Below are 24,997 nucleotides of genomic sequence, written 5' to 3'. Positions count from 1 at the left end.
GATTCTCCGAACCGGTCCAGAAGTTTAGGGTTAACAGAACGTTAACGACTGGGGACAATCTGCATGAAGCTATTCGGGTTTTTGCTTTTTTGCTCCGTAAGTTAGCTCACATCACCGAGTCCTTGATCCCGGATTGTTCTCCTGTGAATCCTACAAATCCGAACAGCATAACAACAAGGAGATTCGGAGGTTCTGTAGCACCACACCCCCCTTGAACCGCGACTCACCTCGCAACGCGCATGTTGAATCCTACAATTGCCCCTCGATTCCAATCTGTGCTGATTTCCGGCCGTCCAACAAACGACGGAGAAAATCATGCAGATTCTCGCGATCTCAACGCCTCGGACGATCCTAGAGGCGCACCTCCTTCACATCCACTATCAGCTACGTGCGCGGGTCTTTTCCGATCGCCTGGGCTGGGAAGTCAACGTGACGGCGGGGTGTGGGTCCGATGATTTTGACGCGCTTCGGCCGACCTACGTTCTCGCCATCGCAGAGACGGGCCAACTGGCGGGGTGCGTGAGGCTCCTTCCCACGCTTGGTCCGACAATGGTAGCCGACGTTTTTCCGTCGCTTCTCCCCGACGGTCGACTCAACGGTCATGCCGCGATGATCGAGAGTTCTCGCTTCTGCGTCGACACGGCTCTCGCGGAGGGGAGGGGGGACGGCTTCGTCCACGAAGCCACGCTGACCATGTTCGCGGGCATCATCGAATGGTGCATGGCGAATGGCTACACCGAGATTGTCACGGTAACCGATATTCGGTTCGAGCGGATCCTCGCTCGCGTCGGATGGCCGCTCAAGCGTTTGGGCGAGCCAAAGAAGATCGGCGTGACGATGGCCGTGGCTGGGGTCCTGCCCGCCAATGCGGCGACGTTCCTCAGCCTCCGCCCTTCCAATTACCGTTCTGAACTCACCCCTCTCAGCCAGGCAGCTTAAGGAGAAATCCGTGAACCAGCTTCGCTCCCACCCGCGGCTTGTCCGCAAACTGCAAGAAGCGCTTGGCGATCAGCTCTGCGTGGCGCTGGACGACGCGAATGTTGTCGAGATCATGCTCAATCCGGACGGAAAGCTGTTCATCGAACGCCTCGGTCACGGCGTTGCGCCCGCCGGCGAGATGTCGTCTGCCGCCGCGGAGATGGTGATCGGGACCGTGGCGCATGCGCTTCAATCCGAAGTGGACACGGAACAGCCGATCATCTCCGGCGAGCTGCCGATCGGCGGCCACCGCTTTGAGGGTCTGTTGCCCCCAATCGTCGCCAAGCCTGCCTTTACCATTCGGCGCCGCGCGTCACGCCTCATTCCGCTCGAAGATTATGTCCGCACCGGCGTCATGAGCGAGTACCAGGCATCGACGATCCGCAGCGCCATTTCCGCGAGGCTTAACATTATCATTTCCGGAGGAACCGGTTCGGGCAAGACGACGCTTGCAAACGCTGTGATCGACGCGATCGTCAAATCTGCGCCGGAGGATCGCCTGGTCATTCTTGAAGACACCGCGGAAATCCAATGCGCGGCCGAAAACGCCGTTCTCCTCCATACCAGCGATACGATCGATATGGCGCGGCTCTTGAAGAGCACCATGCGGCTGCGTCCCGACCGGATCGTCGTTGGCGAAGTCCGCGACGGCGCGGCCCTGACGTTGCTCAAGGCCTGGAACACCGGCCACCCCGGGGGCGTGGCGACCGTTCACTCCAACACTGCCATGTCGGCGCTGCGTCGCCTTGAACAGCTGACGGCCGAAGCAAGCCAGCAGCCGATGCCCGAGGTGATCGGAGAGGCCGTCGACCTGGTTATCTCGATCGAACGGACGCCGCGTGGGCGTCTTGTTCGAGACATCATCCAAGTCGAGCGGTTCATCAACGGACGGTACGAGATCGAATCCGATCAGCTCACCGAAGAACAGGAGGCGCGCCATGTCGCGTAAGCATGCTCTCATCGTTGCCGCGCTCTGGGCGGTGCCAATCGTTCTTGCCTCGGTCGCGCCGGCGCTTGCCAGCTCCGGCGGCAGCCTCCCATGGGAAGGGCCGCTGCAACAGATCCAGGAGTCGATCACAGGTCCGGTCGCGGGTGCGATCGCGCTTGCAGCCGTGGCCATTGCCGGCGGCATGCTCATCTTCGGCGGCGAGCTCAACGATTTCGCGCGGCGACTTGTGTACGTCGTTCTCGTCGCCGGCATCCTGCTCGGCGCCACCAACATCGTCGGCCTGTTCGGTGCGACGGGCGCTTCGATCGGGCTGACGGACGATCAGATCACAATTGTTTCGAACGGAGGAGGGGAGGGCGATCATGGTTGAGTCCCTTTCCGGCCTGCGGCGCAACCGAATCCACCGCGCGCTTTCGCGCCCGAACCTACTGATGGGCGCCGACCGGGAGTTGGTGCTGATCACGGGTCTTGCAGCGGTGATCCTGATCTTCGTCGTCCTCACTGTTTATTCGGCGCTCTTCGGCGTCGCTGTATGGGTCGTGATCGTCGGGCTGCTCAGAATGATGGCGAAGTCCGACCCGCTGACGCGGCAAGTCTATATCAGGCACATTTCCTACAAGCCCTACTACAAGGCGACCACTTCGCCGTGGCGGCGGTATTGAGGAGGCGGCCATGGTAGCTCTCAAACGCTTCCGGGTGACCGGCCCATCCTTTGCCGATCTCGTTCCCTACGCCGGCCTCGTCGACAATGGTGTCCTCCTGTTGAAGGACGGAAGCCTGATGGCCGGCTGGTATTTCGCTGGCCCGGACTCCGAAAGCGCGACCGACCTCGAGCGCAACGAGCTGTCGAGGCAGATCAATGCCGTTCTGTCACGGCTTGGAAGTGGCTGGATGATCCAGGTCGAGGCCATCCGCATTCCGACGGTCGACTATCCCTCGGAAGACCGTTGCCATTTCCCTGACCCGGTGACCCGTGCGATCGATGTCGAGCGCCGGGCGCATTTCGCACGCGAGCAGGGGCATTTCGAGAGCAAGCATGCGCTGATCCTTACCTACCGGCCGCTCGAGTCCAGGAAGACTGCTCTCAGCAAATACATCTACTCGGATGAGGAAAGCCGGAAGAAATCCTACGCGGACACTGTGCTCTTCGTGTTCAAGAACGCGGTGCGAGAGCTTGAGCAGTATTTTGCCAACACACTTTCGATCCGACGAATGGAAACCCGCGAAACGGTCGAAAGGGGAGGGGAGAGGATTGCCCGATATGACGAGCTCCTCCAGTTCGCCCGATTCTGCACCACCGGGGAAAGCCATCCAATCCGGCTTCCCGATGTTCCCATGTATCTCGACTGGATCGCCACCGCAGAGCTCGAACACGGGCTGACGCCAAAAGTCGAAAACCGTTTCCTCGGCGTCGTTGCGATCGATGGTCTGCCGGCCGAAAGCTGGCCGGGCATTCTGAACAGCCTAGACCTGATGCCGCTGACCTACCGATGGTCATCGCGCTTCATCTTTCTCGATGCCGAGGAGGCCCGACAGAAGCTCGAACGCACACGCAAGAAATGGCAACAGAAAGTTCGGCCGTTCTTCGACCAGATATTCCAGACACAAAGTCGATCCGTCGACCAGGACGCCATGACCATGGTGGCCGAGACTGAGGACGCCATCGCGCAGGCCTCATCGCAGCTGGTTGCCTATGGCTATTACACACCGGTCGTCGTGCTGTTCGACAGCGATCGCGAAGCACTCCAGGAGAAGGCCGAAGCGATCCGCCGGCTGATCCAGGCGGAAGGTTTCGGGGCGCGGATCGAAACGCTCAACGCCACTGACGCCTATCTCGGTAGCTTGCCAGGCAACTGGTATTGCAACATCCGTGAGCCGCTGATCAACACCAGCAATCTCGCCGACTTGATTCCGCTGAACTCCGTCTGGTCCGGAAATCCGGTCTCCCCATGCCCCTTTTACCCACCGAATTCCCCGCCCTTGATGCAGGTCGCGAGCGGCTCGACAGCGTTCCGTCTGAACCTGCACGTCGATGATGTCGGCCACACGCTGATCTTCGGGCCGACCGGTTCAGGCAAGTCTACTTTGCTCGCCCTGATCGCGGCACAGTTTCGCCGGTACGAAAATGCGCAGATCTTCGCCTTTGACAAAGGCAGTTCACTTCTGCCCCTGACGCATGCAGCCGGCGGCGATCTCTATGAGATCGGTGGTGACAGTGCGGAGGGAGAAAGGGCGTTGGCCTTTTGCCCCTTGTCCGAACTCAAAAGTGACGCCGACCGGGCGTGGGCGACAGAATGGATCGAGATGCTGGTCGGCCTGCAGGGTGTCACCATCACCCCCGATCATCGTAACGCCATCTCTCGGCAGATCGGCCTGATGGCGAGCGCATCCGGTCGGTCGCTGTCTGATTTCGTCAGCGGCGTGCAGCTGCGCGAGATCAAGGACGCACTGCATCACTACACCGTCGATGGTCCAATGGGCCAGCTTCTCGATGGGGAAGAGGACGGCCTCACGCTCGGCGCCTTCCAGACCTTCGAGACCGAACAACTGATGAACATGGGTGAGCGAAATCTCGTGCCAGTGCTGACCTACCTGTTCCGTCGAATTGAGAAGCGTTTGGATGGGTCCCCCAGTCTGATCGTGCTCGACGAGGCGTGGCTGATGCTCGGCCATCCTGTATTCCGCGACAAGATTCGCGAGTGGCTGAAGGTGCTGCGCAAGGCGAATTGCGCTGTCGTTCTTGCGACCCAATCGATCTCCGATGCCGAACGGTCCGGGATTATCGACGTGCTGAAGGAATCCTGCCCGACCAAGATTTGCCTTCCGAATGGCGCCGCCCGTGAGTCGGGCACGCGAGAATTCTACGAGAGCATCGGCTTCAACGAGCGACAGATCGAGATCGTCGCTACCGCCATGCCGAAGCGCGAATACTACGTCGCCACGCCAGAAGGCCGGCGGCTCTTCGACATGTCGCTTGGGCCAGTCGCCCTGAGCTTCGTCGGCGCGTCGGGCAAAGAGGACCTCAAACGCATCCGCGCGCTGAAATCCGAACATGGCCGCGACTGGCCGATCCACTGGCTTGAAACGAGAGGAGTTCACGATGCCGCATCGCTACTCAAGTACGAATAGATGGCTTGCCCGCTTGGCGGCCGCCGCTCTCGTGATCGGAGCTGCAGGCTCAGTGCAAGCCGGTACAGCCACCGGCGCTGCGACCGAATGGACGCAGCTCGCCAACAATGCGCAGCTCGTGGATCTCATGAAAAGCTCCGGCATCCAGGTCGACAATCAACTGACCCAGATCAGCCAGCTTGCAGAGCAGATCCAGAACCAGCTGAAGATCTACGAGAACATGCTGCAAAACACTGCGCAGCTTCCTCACCATGTCTGGGGTCAGGTCGAAAGCGATCTCAACCAGCTGCGCAGTATCGTCGACCAGGGACAGGGCATCGCCTTTTCGATGGGGAATGCGGACGACGTTCTTCAGCAGCGCTTTCAGAGTTATGCCGATCTCAAGACGAATTTGCCGGACAACGCAACGTTCTCCTCGACCTACCAGTCCTGGTCGAACACCAACCGCGACACAATCGCCAGCTCGCTGAAAGCGGCGAGCCTCACGGCCGACCAGTTCGATAGCGAGGAAGATTCGATGTCGTCGTTGAGGTCGATGTCCGAAACGGCTGACGGGCAGATGAAGGCCTTGCAGGTCGGCCACGAGATCGCCGCCCAGCAAGTCGCGCAAATGCAGAAGCTTCGCGGTCTCGTCTCCCAACAGATGACAATGATGGGAACCTGGCTTCAGACGGAACAGACCGACAAGGACCTGGCGCAGGCGCGGCGGGAAAAGTTCTTCAACGCGGAGGTCAAGAGCGTTCCGGAAGGCCAGAAAATGGAACCGCGATGGTGAGCCGCCCCGTCCTGATTGCCTTGCTGGTGGCTGCCGCCGCTGCATCGTCTGCAGCGACTGTGCTAATCCTCAATTCGCGAAACACAGGAATAACTGCGCTAACCGAGGAGCAGCGCGCCGTCCGGGAAAAATTCTTCGGCTCCGACAAGGAACTGCCGCCGATCAAGGAAGGCCAGGAGATGCGCCCGAGATGGTGAAGGTAACTGTTGCGCGTTCGTTCCTGATTACAGGCCTCTTCTTCCTCGCCTATGCAGTTCCCGCATTTGCGCAGGAGGGACAGGTCCTCACGGAACTGGAAAACCAGGTCTCGTCCGCTGCGAAGGGGTGGGAGACCACCATCATGGAGGCGGCGAAATCCCTATTCTGGATTCTCGCAACGATCGAGATCGGCATTGCCGCCGTCTGGTTGGCGATACAGTCAGCTTCACTGGACAGCTGGTTCGCCGAACTGGTGCGGCGGATCATGTTCATCGGGTTCTTCGCATTCGTTCTGACCCAAGGTCCGACCTTTGCGCGAGCAGTAGTCGACAGCCTTTTCCAGATTGGCGCCGGCGGGGGTTCAGCTTCGCCCGCTGAAGTGTTCGATGCAGGCATCCGCGTCGCCTCCCAAATGTCGCAACAAGCACAGTTCGGGGTGTTCGAAGACAATGCGCTCGCGATTGCCGCCGTTCTCGCCATGGGCATCGTTGTCATCTGCTTCTCGCTGGTTGCGGCTATTTTCGTGTCGGTCATGGTCGAAATGTATGTCGGCTTGCTCGCCGGCATGATCATGCTCGGACTGGGCGGCTCTTCCTTCACGAAAGACTTTGCTGTTCGCTACCTCGTCTATGCCTTCGGCGTCGGCATGAAGCTCATGGCCTTGGTGATGATCGCCAAGATCGGATCGAACGTGCTGCTCGGCCTCGCTCAAGCTCCGACTGCCTCGTCAGATCAGTTCGTCACCACCTTGGCCATCGCCGGTATTTCCGTCGTGGTCTTCATTATCGCCATGTATGTCCCGAACATCATTCAAGGCGTTGTCCAGGGCGCATCGGTTTCCGGAGGAATGGAAGCGATCCGCCACGGCGGGCAGGCGGCCTCTTTCGCCGCGGGCGCTGGCTTCCTCGCTGCCGGCGCTGCCGGCGCGGGCTTTGCGGCCGCTCAAGCCGCACGAGCTGGCGGTTCATCCGTCGCTGGTGCCGCTCTACGGGGGATAGGTGCAGGCTTCGGTTCCGGCGCGCAAGCAGCCGGATCGGCCGCGAAGGAAAAGGCGATCGGTTCGCCCGGCGCCTATGCGGGGTCCATTCTCGGACTGGCCAACGCCAAGCTCGATCAACAGCGCGGCGGTCATAGCGGACCGAAACCTCCTCCCGAACGCAACGACAAACCGTAATCGAGACAAGGGAAGAATAAATGGCAGCGAACCGCGCCCCGGAAAACCCGTATCTTGCCGCCCGCCAGGAATGGAGCGAACGTTATGGCTCCTATGTGAAGGCCGCAGCCGCATGGCGCATTGTCGGTGTCCTCGGCCTGGTCATGGCCGTCATCGGCTTCAGCTACGCGATGTATCTGAGCACGCAAGTGAGGCTCGTGCCTTACATCGTCGAGGTCGACAAGCTCGGAGCCGCAGTCACGGCAGGCTTTCCCGAGCAGATCGAGTATGCCGATGTCCGCGTGGTGCGCGCCACACTCGGCAACTTCGTCACAAGCTTTCGCTCGATCACGCCGGATGCGGTGGTGCAGAAGCAATATATCGACCGCACCTACGCCCTTCTTCGCACCTCCGACCCGTCAACCGAGAAGGTCAACGCCTGGTTTCGAGGCAATTCTCCATTCGAGAAGGCGAAGTCCTCGACCGTTGCCATCGAGGTCAACAACATCGTCGCGCTCTCGAACCAGACCTATCAGATCGACTGGACGGAATACGAGCGGGACCGCAAGGGCAAGGAAACCGGCACACGCCGTTTCCGCGGGATCGCAACGGTGACGCTCACCGCGCCACAGGATGAGGCGACGATTCGCCTCAATCCGATCGGCCTCTACGTCCGGGATTTTGACTGGACGGGACAGCTTTAAGGGCAGGGATTCTTTCAATGAAAAAAACGGGATTGATCGCAGCCGCCGGCTGCATGGCCGGACTCTTGCTTGCGGCGGGCGCGCAGGCGCAAAGCATGACGACGAATGAGGTCAGGGGAACAAATCTTTCCAGAAAGTGGCGTGGCACGCCGGGACTGGTTACGACAGGTCCGGACGGCAAGGTGATCTTTCTGTTCGGCGAGACCCAGCCGTCCGTCGTCTGCTCGCCGCTGCAGGTCTGCGACATCGAACTTCAGGGTGGCGAGATCGTCCGCGACGTCCTCGTCGGCGACACCGTGCGCTGGAAGGTAGAGCCTGCGACGTCGGGAGCGACAGGCGGGCAGGCCATCCACCTGATCGTCAAACCCTCCGAACCTGGGCTCGTTACCTCGATGGTCGTGACGACATCGCGGCGCACCTATCATATCCAGCTCAAGTCCCACCCCAGCCAGTACATGGCGCGCGTTGGGTTCGAATATCCGGAAGACGTGTCGACCAAGCTCGCCGACATCAACGCCCGTCTCGAAACCGGTGGCATTCCGGGCGCCGCGCCGGACAAGCTGAATTTTTCCTATTCGATCAGCGGCAGTGCTTCTTGGAAACCGAAACGGGTCTATTCGGACGGGGTGAAGACCTACATCCAGTTCCCGAAATCGATCTCCGGCGAGGACGCGCCGGTGCTCTTCGTCGTCTCCGGCGGTCAAAATCGCATCGTCAATTATCGGATGAAGAACGACGTGATGACCGTCGACTATGCGATCGACAAGGCGATCCTCGTTTCCGGCGTCGGTTGGCGGCAACAGAAGATCAGGATCCGGAGGGGAGGCTGACCATGCGGAGGCTTCTCGCGTTTTTCATCGCGGTCGCGCTGCTCTCCGGCTGCCAAACGGCGGGCGACGCACTGACCACCAGTTCCACGCCTGTGGCCGTCACCGGACCGGCTGCAAGCGCCATCGCCGGCGACATGGCAAGTCGCCTGGCTGAACAGATCGGCCCGGCCGGTGCTACGAACACGATCAAAATGGAAAAGGATACGTCTGAATTCGCGACCGCCCTTGAGGCGGCCCTGAAAGGGTGGGGCTATACAGTCGCCACCGACGGCAAAACGGCCAAAGACGTCAAGCCGGTCGAACTTGATTATGCAATCGAGGGCTTCGACGGGCAGGTGCTGGTGCGGCTCTCGACGCCTTCCATCGCTCTTGGCCGCGCCTATACGCCGACAGAGGCCGGCGCCACGCCGGCCAGTCCGCTTTCGATCATGCAGCGCAATTGACGGAGACAAACATGGTCCAGTCGCTCCAGCTTGGCACGCCCAGCCAAGCCGACGATCAGAATGGCATGCGCCGGCTCAACCGCCTGCCGATCATCGTCGCCATCATCGTCATCGTGCTATTCATCGGCGTCGTCGTGATTGGTCTATCGCTGCGGGGGCTCTCCTTCAATCGTGGCGACATCGAGGGTGCTTCCAACACACCGGCGACGACTTTCGGGGACCAACTCAAGCGGGGTGTCACGGATGGCATTATCGGTGAACCAGAAAAGCAGGAGGTGTTTCAGCCGACACCCGTCGTGGTGGAAAAAAAGGAGACGCAGGAACCGGTCGTCGAGCGCCGACCTGAGGAGAGACAAGACCGTCGCCAAAGGCTCGAGTCAGAGGAAGAGTGGAAGGCTCGCCTGAAACGGGAGGAGGATGAACAATATATGCGCGAGGCCCAGCGCCAACGGATGGCACGTCTCCAGGCTCGCGCGACGGCGCTCGAATCGCCGTTGCAGGTAGACATCTCCGACGTCGAGAAGGCCGCAAACTCCACCAACGACACCGGCCGTCAGCCGACAAATATCGCAGCAAACAGCGCGTCAGACCTTTATGCCGCCGCCATGAAATCCGGCCTGATGGGACAGAACGTCGATCAGAACGGGCAGACGTCGAAGGAGGACTTTTTCAATCAGGACATCAAGGATCTCGGCTACCTGCCGAACCAGGTCGTGCCGCAGATGTCGCCGTATGAGCTGAAGCGTGGCTCAGTCATTCCCGCCACCTTGATCACCGGCCTCAACTCCGACCTGCCGGGGCGCATCAGCGCGCAGGTCAGCCAGAACGTCTATGACAGCGCCACCGGCTATCGGCTCCTGATCCCGCAGGGTGCCAAGCTCTTTGGCCGTTACGATTCCAAAGTCTCGTTCGGCCAGGAGCGTGTCCTCGTGGTCTGGACCGACCTGATCTTTCCTAATGGATCGACCCTGCAGATCGGCGGCATGGCCGGCACGGACGCCGAGGGATATGGCGGCTTCAAGGACAAGGTCGATCGGCATCTCTGGCGCACCTGGAGCTCGGCAGCACTCGTCGCGTTGATCGGAACTGGGATCGACATGTCGATGCCGGAGAGTTCGACGATTGCGACGCAGGACACGGCGTCCGATGCGGCTAGGCGGAATTTCGCGGAAAGCTTCGGGCGCGTCGCGGAGCAGACGATCTCGAAGAACCTCAATGTCCAGCCGACGATCCAAATCCGCCCGGGCTACAAATTCAACGTGCTCGTCGATCAGGATATTATTTTTCCGCAAGCTTATCGACGGTAGCAACTGTGATGAATTCTCTTATCACTGCACATGCTCCAAAAATACTCGCGACGATAGCGGCTTCCACAGTATATGGGCTTTTTCCGCCCTTAGGGGTTGCATTTAGCGACTGGCTCGGCGATTCTGGGGTCACTAACCCGCAAACGATAATGACTGTTACGGAAAGAAGCATGCAGGAAAACGAGCATTCGCCAACCTATCCCAACGCTTTCAGCGCGATGAAAAATGCGGCGACAGTGGCGTCCGCTTTGGATGAATTCCAATCGCACTATCCCATTGATTTCGTCACATTCCATCTTGCGAGGACAATCGTCGATAGCGTTGACGCGCCATTTGTACGAACCACCTATCCCGATAGCTGGGTTTCGCGCTATCTGCTTAACGACTACATAAACGTCGATCCAATCATTCGAGAGGGTTTTTCTCGACAGCTGCCTTTCGATTGGCGCGAGATTGATATTGCCGAGACCGCGCAGGAGTTCATGGTCGATGCCGAGCTGCACGGAATCGGGAGCAACGGGGTCTCTATCCCGATTGTTGACAAATCGCGTCGTTCGCTCCTTTCGATCAACTCCCAGAAGAGCGATGATGAGTGGGCGTTCATCGAGCGCCAATTTTTACCGGAGTGGCTTGAGCTCGGATTCCTTCTGCACCGCAAAGCAGTGTTCGAACTCCACGGAGAGAATGATCCCGTGCCTGCGCTAGGATCACGGGAAATCGAGTGCCTTCATTGGGCCTCGCGCGGTAAAGATAGCAAGGACATTGGCAAGATTCTGGGATTATCCGAGCATACGACGCGCGGCTACCTGAAATCGGCACGCTATAAGCTGGGTTGCCCCACATTGTCGGCCGCCATAGCCCATGCAGTACACCTGAACCTCATCACTCCTCATCTGGGTACCCCAACCTAGGGGTATCAGTCCGGGGGATTTATCTCCGCGCATTCCCGCTGCATGTTCGGACAGCCCGACGAACAGAGGGAGAGTGGGATTGAACGACGCGTTGAGGAATTTGATCGATACGATAGAGGCGTCGCAAGATGAGGTAGCGATCAAAACAGCGTTGCGTAACTACGGCAATGCATTCGGGCTTGAGCGATATGCTTATGTCGACGCGTCAGGCACCGAAATTCGCACCTTCAACAACTATCCAAAAGAATGGCAAGAAACATATTTAGCCAATCATTATTCACGCATCGATCCAGTCGTAACTGAAGCCAGGCGCCGACGCGAGGCCTTTGTCTGGACCGCAGATGATTGGCCGGCTCGAGGCATGTCCCAACTTCGAAAGTTCCGAGATCAGGCGTTCGATCACGGGATCCGTCGCGGCGTCACAATCGGGCTGAACGGCAGTTTCGGTTCACACATGATGCTGACGTTTGCAACATCGGAGGCACGAACAGATTTCCATGAATTGCAGCAAACACTTCCAGCTTTGCAGGCTTTGATGGTCATTCACTACCAATTGAGGTTCATCGCTGCGAAGATGCGCCTCGCCCCAAAGCAAACGCTGTCACCGCGTGAAGTGATGTGCCTTATGTGGGCGACGAAGGGAAAGACCGCACCCGAGACGGCGGTGCTCACCGGCATCAATGCTAGAACCGTGCAACACTATCTCGACAAGGCGCGTGAAAAGTTTGACGCCCAGTCCGTGCCGCAGCTCGTCGCAATTGCCAAGGATCGCGGCTTGGTCTGACGTTTATCCGTCACTCTCAAGTGGCACGTCCGGAACGTAGCCGAGCGCGTCCAGGATTTTCGAGAGTTCCTCTTGCTGGTTCTCGGACTTCTTCTGGCGCGCGATGTGTTCGTTTTGAAGGGCTTGAAGCACCGAACCGGAGATCGACGGGTCGTCACTGGCGAGAACCCACTCGTCATATACGGCTTGATCGGCTGCGAGGAGCCGACGGTGTTCGCGGATCGCCGAAACAGCCAGCGTCTCCAAATCCGATTTTCGCGCTGAACTGTAACGAAGTTGTCTTCCATTTTTGTCGTCTGCGCCGGATGAGCTGGCGTCCTTCATCCCCGTCTCCTCAAATTGCATACTGTGACGTCAAGACCCGAGGCCGCATACGCTCGCGATTAAATACCAGATCGTCACAGGATGGGAGGGAGTTCGTATTTTGAGCGGCTCAGCACTCGCGCGAAACTAACTTTCTGACGCTGCTGCATCATCTTGATTCGTCAACGGAATGTCTTTGTAGAGAATACTCCGTGGTGAAATACTCTACAAGCCGATGCTCTCTCGATCATGGAGATTCGAGAGGTATTTGCACGAAATCTGAAAGCCGCGCGGCTGGCCAAAGGCCTATCGCAAGAAGAGCTTGCTTTTCGAGCAGATATCGATCGCACTTACATCAGCTCCCTCGAGCGCAGCGTCTACAATGCGAGCATCGATGTGGTGGACCGCTTAGCAGCGATTTTGGAAGTAGAAGCATCTGATCTGCTGAAGCGGCCGCCGGAGAAGAAGTGACCCCTCCTTACTGGTCTGACGGGTCCCTGGTATCGAGAAGCTCCGTCAATCTTTACGGGCGATGTCAGCTGCATTATATATTCTCCACAAGGAGAATGATTATGACCGACACCTCACACGCCTACACGCCCGCCGAGGCCGCGGCTGTCAGCGAGATCGCTGTGAAGTCAGTGCACAATGCGATCGACAAGCGGATCATCGCGACGCATCTCATTGGCAGCCGGGGTCGAGCGCTCACCGATGAGGATCTGCTTCGGTTGAAGCTCTGGTACGGCGTCGGATCGATCTTGTCTGCCGAGCGCCGCAAGCGCTTATTCGATACGATCGACCAGAACCCGCATGCCGAAACTGTTAGGGCAGACGACTATCTCATTATCGACGTTGCGCGGGCACGAGAACAATTGGCCGCGCGGGCCGAGGCGCTTCGAGAGGCCGAACGAATGATTGAAAGCGTGAAAGGGGTCGTGGGCGGCGAGCCGGTGTTCAAGCGAACCCGTGTTCCCGTGCGAACGATTGCCGCGATGAAGACCCAGGGCGCAAGTACCGCGGAAATCGTCGAGGGTTATCCTGCGGTCACCGAGCGTATGGTGGACCTTGCCGAGATCTGGGCTGCGGCCCATCCCGGCAGGGGCCGGCCGCGGAAGCTTTCGGAACAGGGCCTGACGGTGAAATCCGTGAAGCGTCTGCGATTTCGAAACGACAGCGCTCCCAAACCCTCCGGCTCGACCTCGTGAAGTTCCTTATCGATGAATGCCTCCACACATCGCTTGTGGCCGTAGCGCAAGCGCATGGCCACGATTGTTTTCATGTGAACTGGCTGGGACTGAGCGGCGAAACCGACTGGGATCTGATGCCTCGGATCATCGAGGAGGATTTCACGTTCGTGACGAACAACGCCCGCGACTTCCGGAAGCTGTACGCGAAAGAGGAATTGCATGCGGGCCTGGTGATCATTGTCCCGCAGGTGCTTCCCGCGCAGCAACGAGAATTGTTTGCCCCTCATACTGCAGGATTTGGCGGGAGAGCAGGCTATGGTCAACGAAGTCATCGAAGTGACCCTCGATGGCGAGGACGCTGTTCTCACGCGCTATTCGCTTCCGGAGGCTTAGCGGCCTTCATTTGGCATCATTTGCCCCCAATCCTCGACAGGTCAATCCGCATCTCCGCTGATCCGACGCTTTCGGCATCTGTATCCGCAGGCGGCAGGTCGACGGTGGCCTTGTCCTGGTGTGCAGGCAACACGTTGTCGATCGTGACGCTTTTCCCAGGATCTTCCGCCTGAAAAACGCTCACCCCCTCGAACTCTCCGGTCTTCCAGGCATAGACCGCATCGTCGAAGATCTGCGGGAAGACATCGTCGTTCTTCGGATTGCCGTACCACTTGGCGACAATCCGCAAGACCTTGGCAAACATAGCCGTTCCCTTGCGGAGGTTTTCGCAAGGATCGACGAGATCGGGCTTCAGATCAGCCGCGTCCTTCACACCGACGCCAGCCGGAAACTGCGTCAGGCCGACACGCACCACCGCCTGGCCGACATACTGCCGGACGATCGCCATCGCCTCATCCTGCGTTGTCGCCTTCGGAACGAGGATCAATCGGCCACCTGATTTGACGGTGACGGCGAGCGGACCATTTGCGCCCGCCGCGGTCACGAACTGCTCGACGATTGCGGGCTTCAAAGAGGGGTCGGCGCATTGTTGGATGAGAGCGGCGTCGAGCATCAGGTCTCCATGGCATTCAGGTGTTGAAGGAGAAAACGACGGGTTTGTCGAACAGACGCGCCCAAGCGTTTGTGCTGGCGCGCTGGATAGCCACGATGGACGTCCCCTTGGTCCACCAACCGTTGCCGACGGCAATGACGACGTCCGGATCGTGGAGCATGGATTGGAGAAGGGGCCAGACGATCAGTTGCTCGTAGCAGATCAGGGGTGCGGCCCGCCTGTAGGCAATTGTCGCGACCGGGTTCGCGAAGAAATGCGCTCGCGCTCCGCCGCTCTGACCGAGGAGGGGCCGCCAAGGCTGCCACATCGAACCTGGCACCGGCATGCGCTCGCGATAAAGGAGGCGAGCCCCGTCGCTGGAGATGGCGATCAGAACATTGTCGTATCCGCCTGCATCTACGACAGCGGCGCCGGCGATAACGGTGGCGTCAGTTGCCTGCAAAGCTCGCACCCATAGCCGCTCGACGGTCGGCGTCCAGAAGCCAAGAGCGCTTTCGGGAAGAACAATCGAGCGGGCGCCGCCCGATGCCCGATCCGTGACCGTGGCAATCAGATCACGGTAACGCTGCAAGCTAGTGTCGCGCCCCAACGACGCTCCCATTTCGAGATCGACCCCCTGCCAACCTTGGGGTAGCGTCGATTCGTCCCAGGTTGCGGCGGACCCGATCCAAAAGCCTGCCAGGACGATCGCGACAGCTCGCCACATGCGGGTTACGAGGCCCATGAGGCCGGCTGTCACGGCAACCAGCCCCCACCATCCCCATCCTGGAAACAGCACGCCCGCGGCCGTGATCGGATGAGCCCAGCCGGTGATGCCGAATGGCGGAATGGCCATCAGAGCCGCTGCCAGGAAATAGTGACACGGACGAGCACCCGTCTCCTTCGTCCAGAGGACGGTGTACACGATGACGAAGCCGGTGGACGCACAGAGCCAGAGCAATAATCCAGGCCAGAGGTCAGACGAATAGAAGGTGGCTACGCCCTGCGGCAGACCGCGTGACGCAGCGAGAAAATAGCCGGCCGAGACAAACGCGGCCGTCAGCCTCGTTCGCGCAAGCGCCCAGAGAACCGGAAACGCGAGCGCGACCGGGAGAAGGAGGACATGTCCACTCCATCCCACCGTCCCGGCGACGATTGAAACGGCCATCAATGCGGTTGGCTGGAGGTGCTCACGGCGCATAGGTGAGCACCGGTTGCGCCAGACCGAGGATTCCGGAGGCGGGCAGGGGGCCGAAATAGCGGGAGTCATAGGAGCTCCTGAACGGTGAATGGAGAAAGACGCTTTCGTCGGGCACGACGCCGCCGGGAAATGGCTTCATCGACCGGCCATTGCCGTCCCGCTCTGCCAGATCGGAAAATGGGATTGGATGCCCATCGATTGTCACTCGGGCGCCGATTTGAACATGCTGCCCGGGGACTGCGACGACGGTCTTGATGAGCGGCGCTACGCCGCCCGGGCAGGTGCCGGAGCGGAGATAACCACGCTCTCTCGCCGCCATCATCACCGCAGTTTGCGGAGGGCAAATGAAGACAAGGTCTCCGGCAGCGGCCGGGCGATCGAGCGCCACGATCCGCCAGAGGCCGAGGGGTTCGCTCGGTGTCAGGTTGATGCGGAAACCGCCGACGATTGCGGCAGCAACACCGCTGCCAACGATGGATGCCGCCAAGGCCAAGAGCACGACTGCATGCGCCCTTTGAGCGCGTCGCGTCCCAAACGCAAACACGGATGTCTTCATTTGAGCGAGAGCCCCTGGCTCTTCGTCTGACGCAGGGTCTCCGCTTGCTTCAGCGCCTCGGTCGTGCGCTCATGAGCGGCGAGTTGCTGCACCGTCCGCATCGAATTCCACGCCGATTGCACCTCCGTCTTCTGTCCGGCCGTCATTCCCGAAGTGACGGCACTGAAGGTCTGTCCATTGGGTTCCTTCGCGGCAAGCGACAGGAAGGTTCGCTCGCCGAACCGCTCCGATACCGCCTTGGCGAAACCCTCCAGTTCCGCCTTCACCATTTTGTCGGCGAGCGCGTATTCGAGACCGGCGGGCAGGTCGTTCCGGTCGATCGCATCGCGAACGCGTTCCAATGTTTGTTTTGCGTTTGGCGACAGTGCGGGAATATCGATCGAGACCTTCAGCCGGACGGCACGTTCTTCGACCTCGAACTTGCGTTCCGCCTCCGCCCGCTGGCGCAGATAGCGCTCCAAATTTCGGGCCAGCGCCGGCGCATTGGTCCCAGCCTTCTCGCGCTCCTGTCTGTCGGAGCGGCTGGCGAGGATCCCGGTCTTGCCCTTCAGCGCGCCGAAGCTTTCGGGCTCCGACCCAAGCTTGGCCAACGTGGATTTCTGGGCGGTCTCGTCCTTCAGCATTGCATCGACATTGACTGCCTTGAACGCGCTTTCCGGCTGGGCGTAAACGAGGTGGAAGCGGGTCGAGACCTCCTCCCATTGCTTCTTCAATCCTGGATCGGCGGCGATCTTGTCCTCGATCGCCTGGTCGACCGATTTGGCGAAGGTTGTGATGCCCGAGACCATCGGCTTTGCCTCCTTGGTGTTGTTTTGGGTTGGGGACTGCGCGGCGCCGCGGATGAGGCCGAGCTTGCCGGCGACGGCGGCAAGGCGAGCGCCGAGATTGGCAAGTTTTTGCTTTTGGCTGACGACCCATTCCAGCCGGTCGCGAACCAGGGTTCGGGCGACGTTGACCAGATGCAGACCGCGTGCTTCGGCAAAACGAAGCGCCTCGCGGTAGAAGTCACTTTTCTCGTAATCGAGAGTCGTTTCCTTCGCGTTCCTTCGCGACAAGATCGGGATCAACCCACCGTTCTTCGCGAAGGATCTACGGCCGTAGTAGACGGTCAGGTCCTCACGATGACGGGTCATGGCGACATAGGTGAGATGGCGATCGAGCGAAAGGGAAGCGAGCACCTTGACCTGGTCGACCGTCGCGCCCTGGCTCTTGTGGATGGTCGTGGCATAGCCGTGATCGAGGTTGTTGTAGAAGCGCTGTTCGACCAGCACCTGGCGAGCATTCTCCCTCTCGCCGATCCGCGCGGTGATGCGTCCTGGTCCCGTCTCGACGACCTTGGCCAGCATGCCGTTCTTGACGCCGAGCGATCCCTCGTTCTTCAGGAAAACGATCTGATCGCCGACGGCGAAGTTGCGTCCGCCATCGGCGGTCTTGAACATGGTTCCCTGGTCGAGAACCCCGCGTTCGATAAGCTTGATGCGCGCCATTTGGTTGAGCATGCGCACGTCGCGGCGCAGATGAGCGAGGATAAGCGACGTCTTTGCCGGATCGTAATCGCGGTCCCAGGCAGCGATCAGGTTGTCGACTGCGTCGGCTTTCAGGTCCGATCCTATTATCTTGCCATTGGCACGGTAGGCGTCGACCGCCCGGCCGACCTTACCGCGCGCGAGATCGAGCGAGGCATAGCGCATCCATTGCTGGCGCTGGCGATAGATCGTTTCGAGTTCGGCATAGCCGATGCGATCGGCGATGGCGCGGAAGGCAGCCCCAGCCTCGATCGGTTGAAGCTGTTCGGGATCGCCGACGAGAACGAGCTTGGCACCGGCTTTCGTCACCGCTTCGACGAACAGCGCCATCTGCCTAGATGACACCATGCCGGCCTCGTCGAGAACGAACACCGTCTTGCCATCGAGCTGGTCACGGCCCTGGTTCCAGCGAAGGTCCCACGATGCAAGGGTCCGAGAGATGATGCCCGCTTCCTTCTCCAGGCCCTCGGCCGCCTTGCCGGCAAGTGCTGCGCCGACGACCCGATAACCGGCCGCTTCCCATGCCTCCCGCGCCGCCTTCATCATCGTCGTCTTGCCGGCGCCGGCGCGGCCGATCACGGCGGCGATCCGCTCAGGTCCCGCCACATGTTCGATCGCGGTCCTCTGCTCGTCAGATAGACGTTCATGACGCTCGAATGTCGCTGCCAGCACTGCGTCGCGAACGCCATGCGAAGAGCGCTGAGACAGCCAGATGGCGCGATTGGCCATCTCGGCTTCGAGCCGGATCATGTCGCGCGTCGTGTACTTGGCGGGCACTCGGATACCGGTGGCAAGGTCGATCCGCTCGCGCTCGATGCGGAAGGTTTCGGGGTGCAGAATGATCCGTACCATAAGGCTTTGGAACAGATCCGCGTCGTCGACGTAGCGGTGGAGGTTCTTAGCCACGTCGCGCTCGTCGAAGACGCTCTTCTCACGCGTGATCAGGTCGAGCACGAGCTTCGGATTATGGTCGATTCGTCTCGCGTTCTCGGCCCTGCGAGCCTCCTGCAGTTCGAGGCGTTCGAGCTCGACCGGGTCGGACGCACCATCTGATTTTCGCTCGATCGCCTTCGTGCCGACGCCGAGATGGATAGTCGGCTCGAGTTCAATCCCTTGCTTCTCGAAGGAGCGGCCATCGACGTAAATGTCGAGGCCGGCGAGCGCCAGGTGCCTGTTCTGGCAGGCAAACCAGCCGTCGCGAAACGCGTTGAAATCGTCGATGCTTCCGGCCCAAAGCTCATAGACGATTTTGCCGGCGTCGTTGCGGATCGGATTGCCGTCCGGTCCTGTTACCGGGACCTTCTTGGCTCCAAAACCGTCCGCGGTCAGCGGCCGCAAGGTCGTCATGAGATGAACATGCGGATTGCCGGGCGCATCATGGTAGACCCAGTCGGCCACCATGCCCTTCGCCGTGATGTACTGCTCGACGAAATCCCGCACCAGCGCGATGTTCTGCTTGGGCGTCAGCTCGACCGGCAAGGCGATCGTCACATCCTTGGCGAGCTGCGCGTCGGAGCGCTTCTCGAAATCTTCGACCTTGTTCCAGAAAGCCTCGGAAGCGCCGGACACCGAACGATCGGCAATCATCGAGCGCAGCCATTGCGGCGCGTCGGCGGGAATGACGAACTCCTCATGGAGCAATCCCTGCTTGCGGGTGTAATCGATCGTGCGGGCCTCGCGCTCGAACTCCATCTTGGCGCAATGCCGGTAGGCCGCTGACAGCACGGCGCTGCGGCCTGAGCCGCGGGCGACGACGCTGACGGAGAAATGGGGGACGGCCACGGCGGAACTCTTTCAACAGGTTCTGTCCAAGAGCGGCAGGCCCGCTAGGGGCCTCAAGCAAGGACGTCGCACCAGCGACGTATAATTGCGCCCTTCGGATCCGCTCCTTCGGAACGGCCGGGATCATTCACGAAAGCATCGCCCTTGGCGATTGTAGGATTCACAGTAGTGCGTTCCGCACTCACCTCCGGGACATTGGGTACGAAAGACAAGCTTTCTCACCCAAGGGAGTTAGACGGAATGAAGAAGCCATCCTCGAAAATCCGCGACGAAATCGCCAAGCTCCAGGAGCAGCTCAAGGCCGCCGAGACCCGTGAGGCAGAGCGCATCGGCCGGATCGCCCTCAAGGCTGGACTTGGCGACATCGAGATCGACGAGGCGGAGCTGCAGGGCGCCTTCGAGGATCTGGCCAAACGGTTTCGCGGAGGAAAGGCCGCGACGACCGGAGGGAAGAGGGGAGCTGACGTCGGCGAAAGCAGCGCACCGTCCACGCAGAACCCGTCTGTCGCGCCTGCGGGCGGGACTGCTGAGGCTTGAGCGGATGGCGCGCACGACAATATCCGACGCCCGCAAGAAGGACACGCGGGAGAAGATCGAGCTTGGCGGTCTGATCGTCAAAGCCGGTCTTCGCTACGAGAAGCGGGCGCTTCTGCTGGGCGCGCTGATCGATTTGAGCGAGCGGCTCAAAACCAATGTACAGGAACGATCGCGGCTTCTGGCAATCGGTGCGGAGGCCTTTGGGAAAGCCGATGAGTAGGATCATGCTCTTCATCGCCCCCGTCGCGCTCATGATTCTCGTCGCCGCTGGTTTGACCGGGATCGAGCACTGGCTGTCCGGGCTCGGAAAAACGGAAGCCGCACGGCAGACGCTTGGTCGGGCCGGGATCGCGCTGCCTTATGTCAGTGCAGGGCTCGTCGGCATCGTCTTCCTGTTTGCCAGCGCCGGCGCGATCAGGATCAAGACGGCTGGATGGGGCGTCGTCGCCGGCGGTGCGGCGACGATCCTGATCGCCGCAATTCGCGAAACGATGAGGTTGTCTGCGCTCACCGATAAGGTTCCGGCCGGTATGTCCATTTTCTCCTATGTCGATCCGGCGACGCTGATCGGAGCGGCGGCGGCGGCGATTGCCGCATGCTTTGCTCTGCGTGTCGCGTTGGCCGGCAATGCGGCATTCGCCAGCGCCGAGCCGAAGCGCGTCCGCGGCAAGCGGGCGCTGCATGGCGAGGCCGAGTGGATGAAGCTGCCGGAAGCGGCAAACCTGTTTTCGGATACCGGCGGAATCGTGATCGGTGAGCGATACCGTGTCGACAAGGACAGCACCGCAGCGCGCTCGTTTCGTGCCGACGAGCCGGAAACATGGGGCGCCGGCGGCAAATCACCGCTGCTCTGCTTCGACGGCTCGTTCGGTTCGTCGCACGGTATCGTGTTCGCCGGTTCGGGCGGTTTCAAAACAACATCGGTGACGATCCCGACCGCTCTGAAATGGGGCGGCTCGCTGATCGTTCTCGATCCATCGAACGAGGTGGCGCCGATGGTCTCAGCCCACCGGACGAGCGCGAACCGGGATCTGTTTGTCCTCGACCCGAAGAACCCGGCAACAGGCTTCAATGCCCTGGACTGGATCGGCAAGTTCGGCGGGACGAAGGAAGAGGATATCGCCTCCGTCGCCTCATGGATCATGAGCGACAGTGGCGGCGCGCGCGGCGTGCGCGATGATTTCTTCCGAGCCTCGGCATTGCAATTGTTGACGGCGATGATCGCCGATGTTTGTCTCTCCGGTCACACGGAGAAGGAAAACCAAACGCTGCGCCAGGTTCGCGCCAATCTCTCTGAGCCCGAACCGAAGTTGCGGCAACGTCTGCAGGAGATCTACGACAATTCGGACTCGGATTTCGTCAAGGAGAACGTCGCGGCCTTCGTCAATATGACACCCGAAACCTTCTCTGGCGTCTATGCCAACGCGATCAAGGAAACCCACTGGCTGTCGTATTCGAACTATGCCGCGCTGGTTTCGGGTAGGACGTTTTCCACGGGCGATCTCGCCGATGGGAACACCGACGTCTTTATCAACATCGATCTGAAAACACTGGAGACGCATGCCGGCCTCGCGCGCGTCATTATCGGCTCGTTCCTCAACGGGATATATAACCGTAATGGGACTATGCCCGGCAGAGCGCTCTTCCTCCTCGATGAGGTGGCGCGGCTCGGATACATGCGGATCCTGGAAACGGCGCGCGATGCCGGCCGAAAGTACGGCATCACGCTCACCATGATCTACCAGTCGATCGGCCAGATGCGCGAAACCTATGGCGGGCGCGACGCCGCCAGCAAGTGGTTCGAGAGCGCGAGCTGGATCAGTTTTGCGGCGATCAACGATCCGGAAACGGCGGATTACATCTCGCGCCGTTGCGGCACGACGACGGTCGAGATCGACCAGGTCAGCCGCAGTTTCCAGGCGAAGGGATCCTCGCGCACGCGATCGAAGCAGCTGGCCGCGCGACCGTTGATCCAGCCGCACGAGGTGCTTCGCATGCGCGCCGATGAGCAGATCGTCTTTACCGCGGGCAATGCGCCGCTCAGATGTGGCCGCGCGATCTGGTTTCGGCGCGACGACATGAAGGCTTGCGTTGGGACGAACAGGTTTCACAGGCTCAGAGGCACGCCGGAAGCCTCTCGGATCGAGCCGGCGCGCAGTGCAACGAGCAAGGCCGATCCAGAACAATGAAGAGTATCGGAGAAATCAGCATAGCGGCCGCACGAAAGGGCGGGATTTCGGGAATTCTCGTCGTGCGAGGAGCGGGAAACAGCGCAGCCGCAGGAGCCTCAACATAGTGGCCCGGAGGGGAGGCGGGACCGACTGCGCCCCGCTCCCGCACACCATATTGCCGGCCCGACTGCAGGTCGAGGCCGTGCGTCTCCGTAAACGCAGATGAAACCGGGGTCGATATAGGATGAGGCAAACAGGAAGGGAGCGGGCAGGTGGCGAAATCGAATGTGGTTCCGTTCAGAAGGCCGCGGAAATCCGGCGGCAAGAACGATCGCCGTAGCCCGCAGAGAAAATCCCGAACGGGATGGAAGGGTCCACGCATATCGCTGATGGCAGTCATCTCAGCTATTGTCATTGCTGCGGCAGGCTGGCTTGCCTTTGGCGGCGCCGGCAGCCTCCCCGGACTGCCGGCCGTGGCCAAGACACCGGCAGCGGACTCATCGTCGGCCGCGTTTTCAATCTGCGGCGACGGCCGTCATGTGAATTGTGTCGTCGACGGCGACACGTTCTGGTTCCAGGGCCAGAAAATCCGCATTGCCGATATCGACACGCCGGAACTCAGCCCGCCGCGCTGCGAGGCGGAACGGATCAAAGGCGAGGCGGCGAAGGCACGCCTGCTGGCGCTGCTGAATGGAGGCAACTTCTCACTGACGGCCGGCTGGCGCGACGAAGACAAGTATGGCCGCAAGCTCCGGACCGTAACGCGATCGGGACACTCGATCGGCGACACACTTATCGATGAGGGTCTCGCCAGACGCTGGGACGGCGCAAGACATGGATGGTGCGGCTGAGTGCCGCGAGAGGATCGTCGCCCATGGGGCGGAGACCGTGTGCGGGCTCCGTGAGCGCCGCGACTAGAGCCGTGCGCCGCAGGCGTCTCGCCCAAACACAATGCGAGTTTTCGCCTATCATCACCGATATGAATCGATCAACGCCGACCGATTCATAACTGTCGTTGGACGCGATTCCGGGGATCGGCGATTCTGGTCTCATGATCGCACAGCCCTATCACCTCTATGTCGAACGCACCGATGTAGCGAAGAACATGGCGCGCTACTATGCCATGTCGATCGAACCGAACCTCTTCGGCGATGTTTGCCTGCTCAGGAAATGGGGGCGCATTGGCGCAAAGGGTCAGACGATGATCCATCATTTCGGACGGGAAGAAGAAGCCGTGCGGCTGTTTCTCGATCTGCTCCGACAAAAGCGAAAACGCGGTTACCGCCCGCGCGCCTCTGTGGCGAGTTGAGAAAGGCCCGTCGAAGCGGGCCATGTGGGCGCCTCATCGGCGCCGGTCCCAATCGGTCTCGAAGGACACCTCGATATCGAGGAAGAACGGGATCTTGATCGCAAGCTTCAGGCCGATTTTCCCCTTGCGGAAGAAGTGGCTGATCACTTTGCCGAGGGCGCGGAGCCGGCGGCCAGTGGCGGCGAGGAATTTGGCGAGCTGTTGCATGGTATTTCTCCTTTCGAATTGCGGTCATCGCGAGGATAAGCGGCGGACCGGAAAGGAGGGGCGCACCCAGAGGGCCGCAACGAACGGACTTGCCGGCGACTGAATTTTGATCGGCGAGGAGCCGCAGAAGGCGGCGGGGAAAATTCTGGCGGCGGCAGGTTGCGTCGCGACGCAGGGGCTGCAGCATCCCCGATGATAGATGACGGCAGGTCGAAAGGAAGAGGCTCAGCTGGCCGTTCTCGCCATCATTGCGATGGTCTCGCAGGCAGCGCAACGAAGGGCCGCTCTCGCCGCCCTCCGGATGGTCGAGCCCGCCGACGGATTGATTATGATGCTGGGCACCTGATGTAGCTGACACGGGAGGCGCTTACAGCGATACCGGTTTCGCGTGTGATATCCTTGATGATCGGCGCAAGTGAGCCGAGTTCGACGTCGGTGAGCGCAATCAGCTTCGGATAGTCGATGTCGACGCCGGTATAGTCAGCCGTCAAAGCGCTGGACCAATCGCCGCCGTTGATGCGGAATTCGTGCGTGTCGAAATCGATGTCGAGCTCATCCATCAGGTTGATGGTGAAGCGCCCGAAGATCTCAGCCTCACCCTCAAGCCGGTACTCCGCGATGAGAACGCTGCGCTCCAGCGCCATGATAATCCGCACGCGCCCAATTGCTGCCTCCAGTCCTTCGAGCAGGCGATCATGAAGCTCTCGCGAGAATTCGCTGTCGCGGCCGAACCGGTTCGCCAGGACGACAAGCCGGAAACCGGAAAGCTTGGTGTAGAGCGCAAGGTTATGGTCAGATGTCATTGTGTGATCTCCTCATCTTGATGACGGAGATCGGCCACTCCGTGGCAAAGAGGGGTCAAGGACCGCGGGACGCGGCTCGCAAGCGGGGGAACCGATTTTTCCGAGAAGCGAAGTGCAACGCAGCGGCGGAAAAATTGGGGGAACCGCGCCGTCCTTGACGCCGGATTTGCTGGAGTAAAATAGGAGGTCAGAGAGAGAAGAGACCCACGGCCCTGGAGGGGACGTGACCGTATCCGGCGCGAGCCGGTGAGAGTGTCGAGGGGAAACTC

28 protein-coding genes and 1 pseudogene are annotated in these 24,997 nt (G+C 60.3%); 22 read left to right on the top strand and 7 right to left on the bottom strand.

Annotation, left to right across the window (positions count from 1 at the left end; genetic code table 11):
* The first annotated feature begins 315 nt into the window (after positions 1 to 315).
* The 14 genes from ACD590_RS38380 (at position 316) to ACD590_RS38315 (ending at position 12,161) form a co-directional block, all read left to right on the top strand.
* On the top strand, positions 316 to 939 hold the full coding sequence (locus ACD590_RS38380) for an acyl-homoserine-lactone synthase (protein WP_141399552.1): 624 nt from the start codon (positions 316 to 318) through the stop codon (positions 937 to 939).
* A 10-nt stretch (positions 940 to 949) separates the two neighbouring features.
* The gene (gene trbB, locus ACD590_RS38375; protein WP_064843803.1) at positions 950 to 1,927 is read left to right on the top strand and encodes a P-type conjugative transfer ATPase TrbB; all 978 of its coding nucleotides are present in this window, start codon (positions 950 to 952) and stop codon (positions 1,925 to 1,927) included.
* Positions 1,917 to 2,297, top strand: a complete 381-nt coding sequence (locus ACD590_RS38370) for a TrbC/VirB2 family protein (RefSeq protein ID WP_064843801.1) — start codon at positions 1,917 to 1,919, stop codon at positions 2,295 to 2,297. The genes trbB and ACD590_RS38370 overlap by 11 nt, the downstream gene beginning before the upstream one ends.
* Positions 2,290 to 2,589: a conjugal transfer protein TrbD gene (locus ACD590_RS38365; RefSeq protein ID WP_064843799.1), complete on the top strand. Its 300-nt coding sequence runs from the start codon at positions 2,290 to 2,292 to the stop codon at positions 2,587 to 2,589. Before ACD590_RS38370 ends, ACD590_RS38365 begins: the two co-directional genes overlap by 8 nt.
* A gap of 10 nt (positions 2,590 to 2,599) precedes the next feature.
* Positions 2,600 to 5,056 carry a conjugal transfer protein TrbE gene (locus ACD590_RS38360; protein ID WP_096771499.1) on the top strand — a complete coding sequence of 819 codons (2,457 nt, stop codon included), beginning with the start codon at positions 2,600 to 2,602 and terminating at the stop codon, positions 5,054 to 5,056.
* On the top strand, positions 5,028 to 5,831 hold the full coding sequence (gene trbJ, locus ACD590_RS38355) for a P-type conjugative transfer protein TrbJ (protein ID WP_064843797.1): 804 nt from the start codon (positions 5,028 to 5,030) through the stop codon (positions 5,829 to 5,831). Before ACD590_RS38360 ends, trbJ begins: the two co-directional genes overlap by 29 nt.
* Positions 5,828 to 6,028 carry an entry exclusion protein TrbK gene (gene trbK, locus ACD590_RS38350; protein ID WP_081284279.1) on the top strand — a complete coding sequence of 67 codons (201 nt, stop codon included), beginning with the start codon at positions 5,828 to 5,830 and terminating at the stop codon, positions 6,026 to 6,028. The genes trbJ and trbK overlap by 4 nt, the downstream gene beginning before the upstream one ends.
* Positions 6,022 to 7,203, top strand: a complete 1,182-nt coding sequence (gene trbL / locus ACD590_RS38345; protein ID WP_088395896.1) for a P-type conjugative transfer protein TrbL — start codon at positions 6,022 to 6,024, stop codon at positions 7,201 to 7,203. Before trbK ends, trbL begins: the two co-directional genes overlap by 7 nt.
* Before the next feature lie 20 nt (positions 7,204 to 7,223).
* Entirely contained in the window at positions 7,224 to 7,886 is a 663-nt protein-coding gene (locus ACD590_RS38340) for a conjugal transfer protein TrbF (RefSeq protein WP_088395895.1), read from the top strand.
* A 17-nt stretch (positions 7,887 to 7,903) separates the two neighbouring features.
* Complete coding sequence (gene trbG, locus ACD590_RS38335; protein ID WP_088395894.1) at positions 7,904 to 8,716, top strand: P-type conjugative transfer protein TrbG; 813 nt, start codon at positions 7,904 to 7,906, stop codon at positions 8,714 to 8,716.
* Between the two features lie 2 nt (positions 8,717 to 8,718).
* Positions 8,719 to 9,159, top strand: coding sequence for a conjugal transfer protein TrbH (gene trbH / locus ACD590_RS38330; protein WP_088395893.1), 441 nt, complete (start codon positions 8,719 to 8,721; stop codon positions 9,157 to 9,159).
* Between the two features lie 11 nt (positions 9,160 to 9,170).
* A complete protein-coding gene (gene trbI, locus ACD590_RS38325) occupies positions 9,171 to 10,466 on the top strand; it encodes an IncP-type conjugal transfer protein TrbI (protein WP_096771500.1) in 1,296 nt (431 codons plus the stop codon).
* A gap of 170 nt (positions 10,467 to 10,636) precedes the next feature.
* Positions 10,637 to 11,377: a LuxR family transcriptional regulator gene (locus ACD590_RS38320; RefSeq protein ID WP_096764645.1), complete on the top strand. Its 741-nt coding sequence runs from the start codon at positions 10,637 to 10,639 to the stop codon at positions 11,375 to 11,377.
* Between the two features lie 79 nt (positions 11,378 to 11,456).
* Entirely contained in the window at positions 11,457 to 12,161 is a 705-nt protein-coding gene (locus ACD590_RS38315) for an autoinducer binding domain-containing protein (RefSeq protein WP_088395890.1), read from the top strand.
* Positions 12,162 to 12,164: 3 nt separating this feature from the next.
* On the opposite strand, the gene ACD590_RS38310 is transcribed toward ACD590_RS38315, so the two are convergent.
* Positions 12,165 to 12,485, bottom strand: coding sequence for a transcriptional repressor TraM (locus tag ACD590_RS38310; protein ID WP_088395889.1), 321 nt, complete (start codon positions 12,483 to 12,485; stop codon positions 12,165 to 12,167).
* A 228-nt stretch (positions 12,486 to 12,713) separates the two neighbouring features.
* Here ACD590_RS38310 and ACD590_RS38305 point away from each other — a divergent pair, with 228 nt between their 5' ends.
* The 3 genes and pseudogenes from ACD590_RS38305 to ACD590_RS38295 all read left to right on the top strand — a co-directional run.
* Positions 12,714 to 12,935: a helix-turn-helix domain-containing protein gene (locus tag ACD590_RS38305; RefSeq protein WP_088395888.1), complete on the top strand. Its 222-nt coding sequence runs from the start codon at positions 12,714 to 12,716 to the stop codon at positions 12,933 to 12,935.
* A 101-nt stretch (positions 12,936 to 13,036) separates the two neighbouring features.
* The gene (locus ACD590_RS38300; RefSeq protein WP_088395887.1) at positions 13,037 to 13,669 is read left to right on the top strand and encodes a DUF433 domain-containing protein; all 633 of its coding nucleotides are present in this window, start codon (positions 13,037 to 13,039) and stop codon (positions 13,667 to 13,669) included.
* A pseudogene (locus ACD590_RS38295) lies at positions 13,666 to 13,878 on the top strand (DUF5615 family PIN-like protein); the annotation flags it as partial. The gene ACD590_RS38300 and the pseudogene ACD590_RS38295, both read left to right, overlap by 4 nt.
* Positions 13,879 to 14,060: 182 nt before the next feature.
* On the opposite strand, the gene ACD590_RS38290 reads toward ACD590_RS38295, so the two are convergent.
* From ACD590_RS38290 to traA, 4 genes are read right to left on the bottom strand one after another with little or no spacing between them, the layout of a single operon-like run.
* A complete protein-coding gene (locus ACD590_RS38290; protein WP_096771501.1) occupies positions 14,061 to 14,657 on the bottom strand; it encodes a TraH family protein in 597 nt (198 codons plus the stop codon).
* 16 nt (positions 14,658 to 14,673) lie between these two features.
* Complete coding sequence (locus ACD590_RS38285) at positions 14,674 to 15,837, bottom strand: conjugal transfer protein TraB (protein WP_088395885.1); 1,164 nt, start codon at positions 15,835 to 15,837, stop codon at positions 14,674 to 14,676.
* A complete protein-coding gene (traF, locus tag ACD590_RS38280) occupies positions 15,827 to 16,393 on the bottom strand; it encodes a conjugative transfer signal peptidase TraF (protein ID WP_088395884.1) in 567 nt (188 codons plus the stop codon). Before traF ends, ACD590_RS38285 begins: the two co-directional genes overlap by 11 nt.
* On the bottom strand, positions 16,390 to 19,701 hold the full coding sequence (gene traA, locus ACD590_RS38275; protein WP_096771502.1) for a Ti-type conjugative transfer relaxase TraA: 3,312 nt from the start codon (positions 19,699 to 19,701) through the stop codon (positions 16,390 to 16,392). Before traA ends, traF begins: the two co-directional genes overlap by 4 nt.
* A gap of 240 nt (positions 19,702 to 19,941) precedes the next feature.
* Here traA and traC point away from each other — a divergent pair, with 240 nt between their 5' ends.
* The 5 genes from traC (at position 19,942) to ACD590_RS38250 (ending at position 23,718) form a co-directional block, all read left to right on the top strand.
* Complete coding sequence (gene traC, locus ACD590_RS38270) at positions 19,942 to 20,238, top strand: conjugal transfer protein TraC (RefSeq protein ID WP_088395915.1); 297 nt, start codon at positions 19,942 to 19,944, stop codon at positions 20,236 to 20,238.
* A 4-nt stretch (positions 20,239 to 20,242) separates the two neighbouring features.
* The gene (gene traD, locus ACD590_RS38265; protein ID WP_040140151.1) at positions 20,243 to 20,458 is read left to right on the top strand and encodes a type IV conjugative transfer system coupling protein TraD; all 216 of its coding nucleotides are present in this window, start codon (positions 20,243 to 20,245) and stop codon (positions 20,456 to 20,458) included.
* The gene (gene traG / locus ACD590_RS38260; protein WP_096771503.1) at positions 20,451 to 22,427 is read left to right on the top strand and encodes a Ti-type conjugative transfer system protein TraG; all 1,977 of its coding nucleotides are present in this window, start codon (positions 20,451 to 20,453) and stop codon (positions 22,425 to 22,427) included. Before traD ends, traG begins: the two co-directional genes overlap by 8 nt.
* Before the next feature lie 371 nt (positions 22,428 to 22,798).
* A complete protein-coding gene (locus tag ACD590_RS38255; protein ID WP_210259757.1) occupies positions 22,799 to 23,260 on the top strand; it encodes a thermonuclease family protein in 462 nt (153 codons plus the stop codon).
* 200 nt (positions 23,261 to 23,460) lie between these two features.
* Positions 23,461 to 23,718, top strand: coding sequence for a WGR domain-containing protein (locus ACD590_RS38250; RefSeq protein WP_096771504.1), 258 nt, complete (start codon positions 23,461 to 23,463; stop codon positions 23,716 to 23,718).
* A gap of 33 nt (positions 23,719 to 23,751) precedes the next feature.
* On the opposite strand, the gene ACD590_RS38245 is transcribed toward ACD590_RS38250, so the two are convergent.
* Both ACD590_RS38245 and ACD590_RS38240 read right to left on the bottom strand, forming a co-directional pair.
* Positions 23,752 to 23,925: a hypothetical protein gene (locus ACD590_RS38245; protein WP_170961491.1), complete on the bottom strand. Its 174-nt coding sequence runs from the start codon at positions 23,923 to 23,925 to the stop codon at positions 23,752 to 23,754.
* Between the two features lie 326 nt (positions 23,926 to 24,251).
* Positions 24,252 to 24,728 carry a hypothetical protein gene (locus tag ACD590_RS38240; RefSeq protein ID WP_096771505.1) on the bottom strand — a complete coding sequence of 159 codons (477 nt, stop codon included), beginning with the start codon at positions 24,726 to 24,728 and terminating at the stop codon, positions 24,252 to 24,254.
* Positions 24,729 to 24,997: the final 269 nt, after the last annotated feature.

Origin of the sequence: Rhizobium sp. 862_C5_N1_2 (genome assembly GCF_051811205.1) — a bacterium.
Classification (GTDB): Bacteria; Pseudomonadota; Alphaproteobacteria; order Rhizobiales; family Rhizobiaceae; genus Rhizobium; species Rhizobium leguminosarum.
The sequence above is the reverse complement of the archived record's forward strand: the minus strand, read 5'-3'. Positions and strand labels throughout refer to the sequence as shown.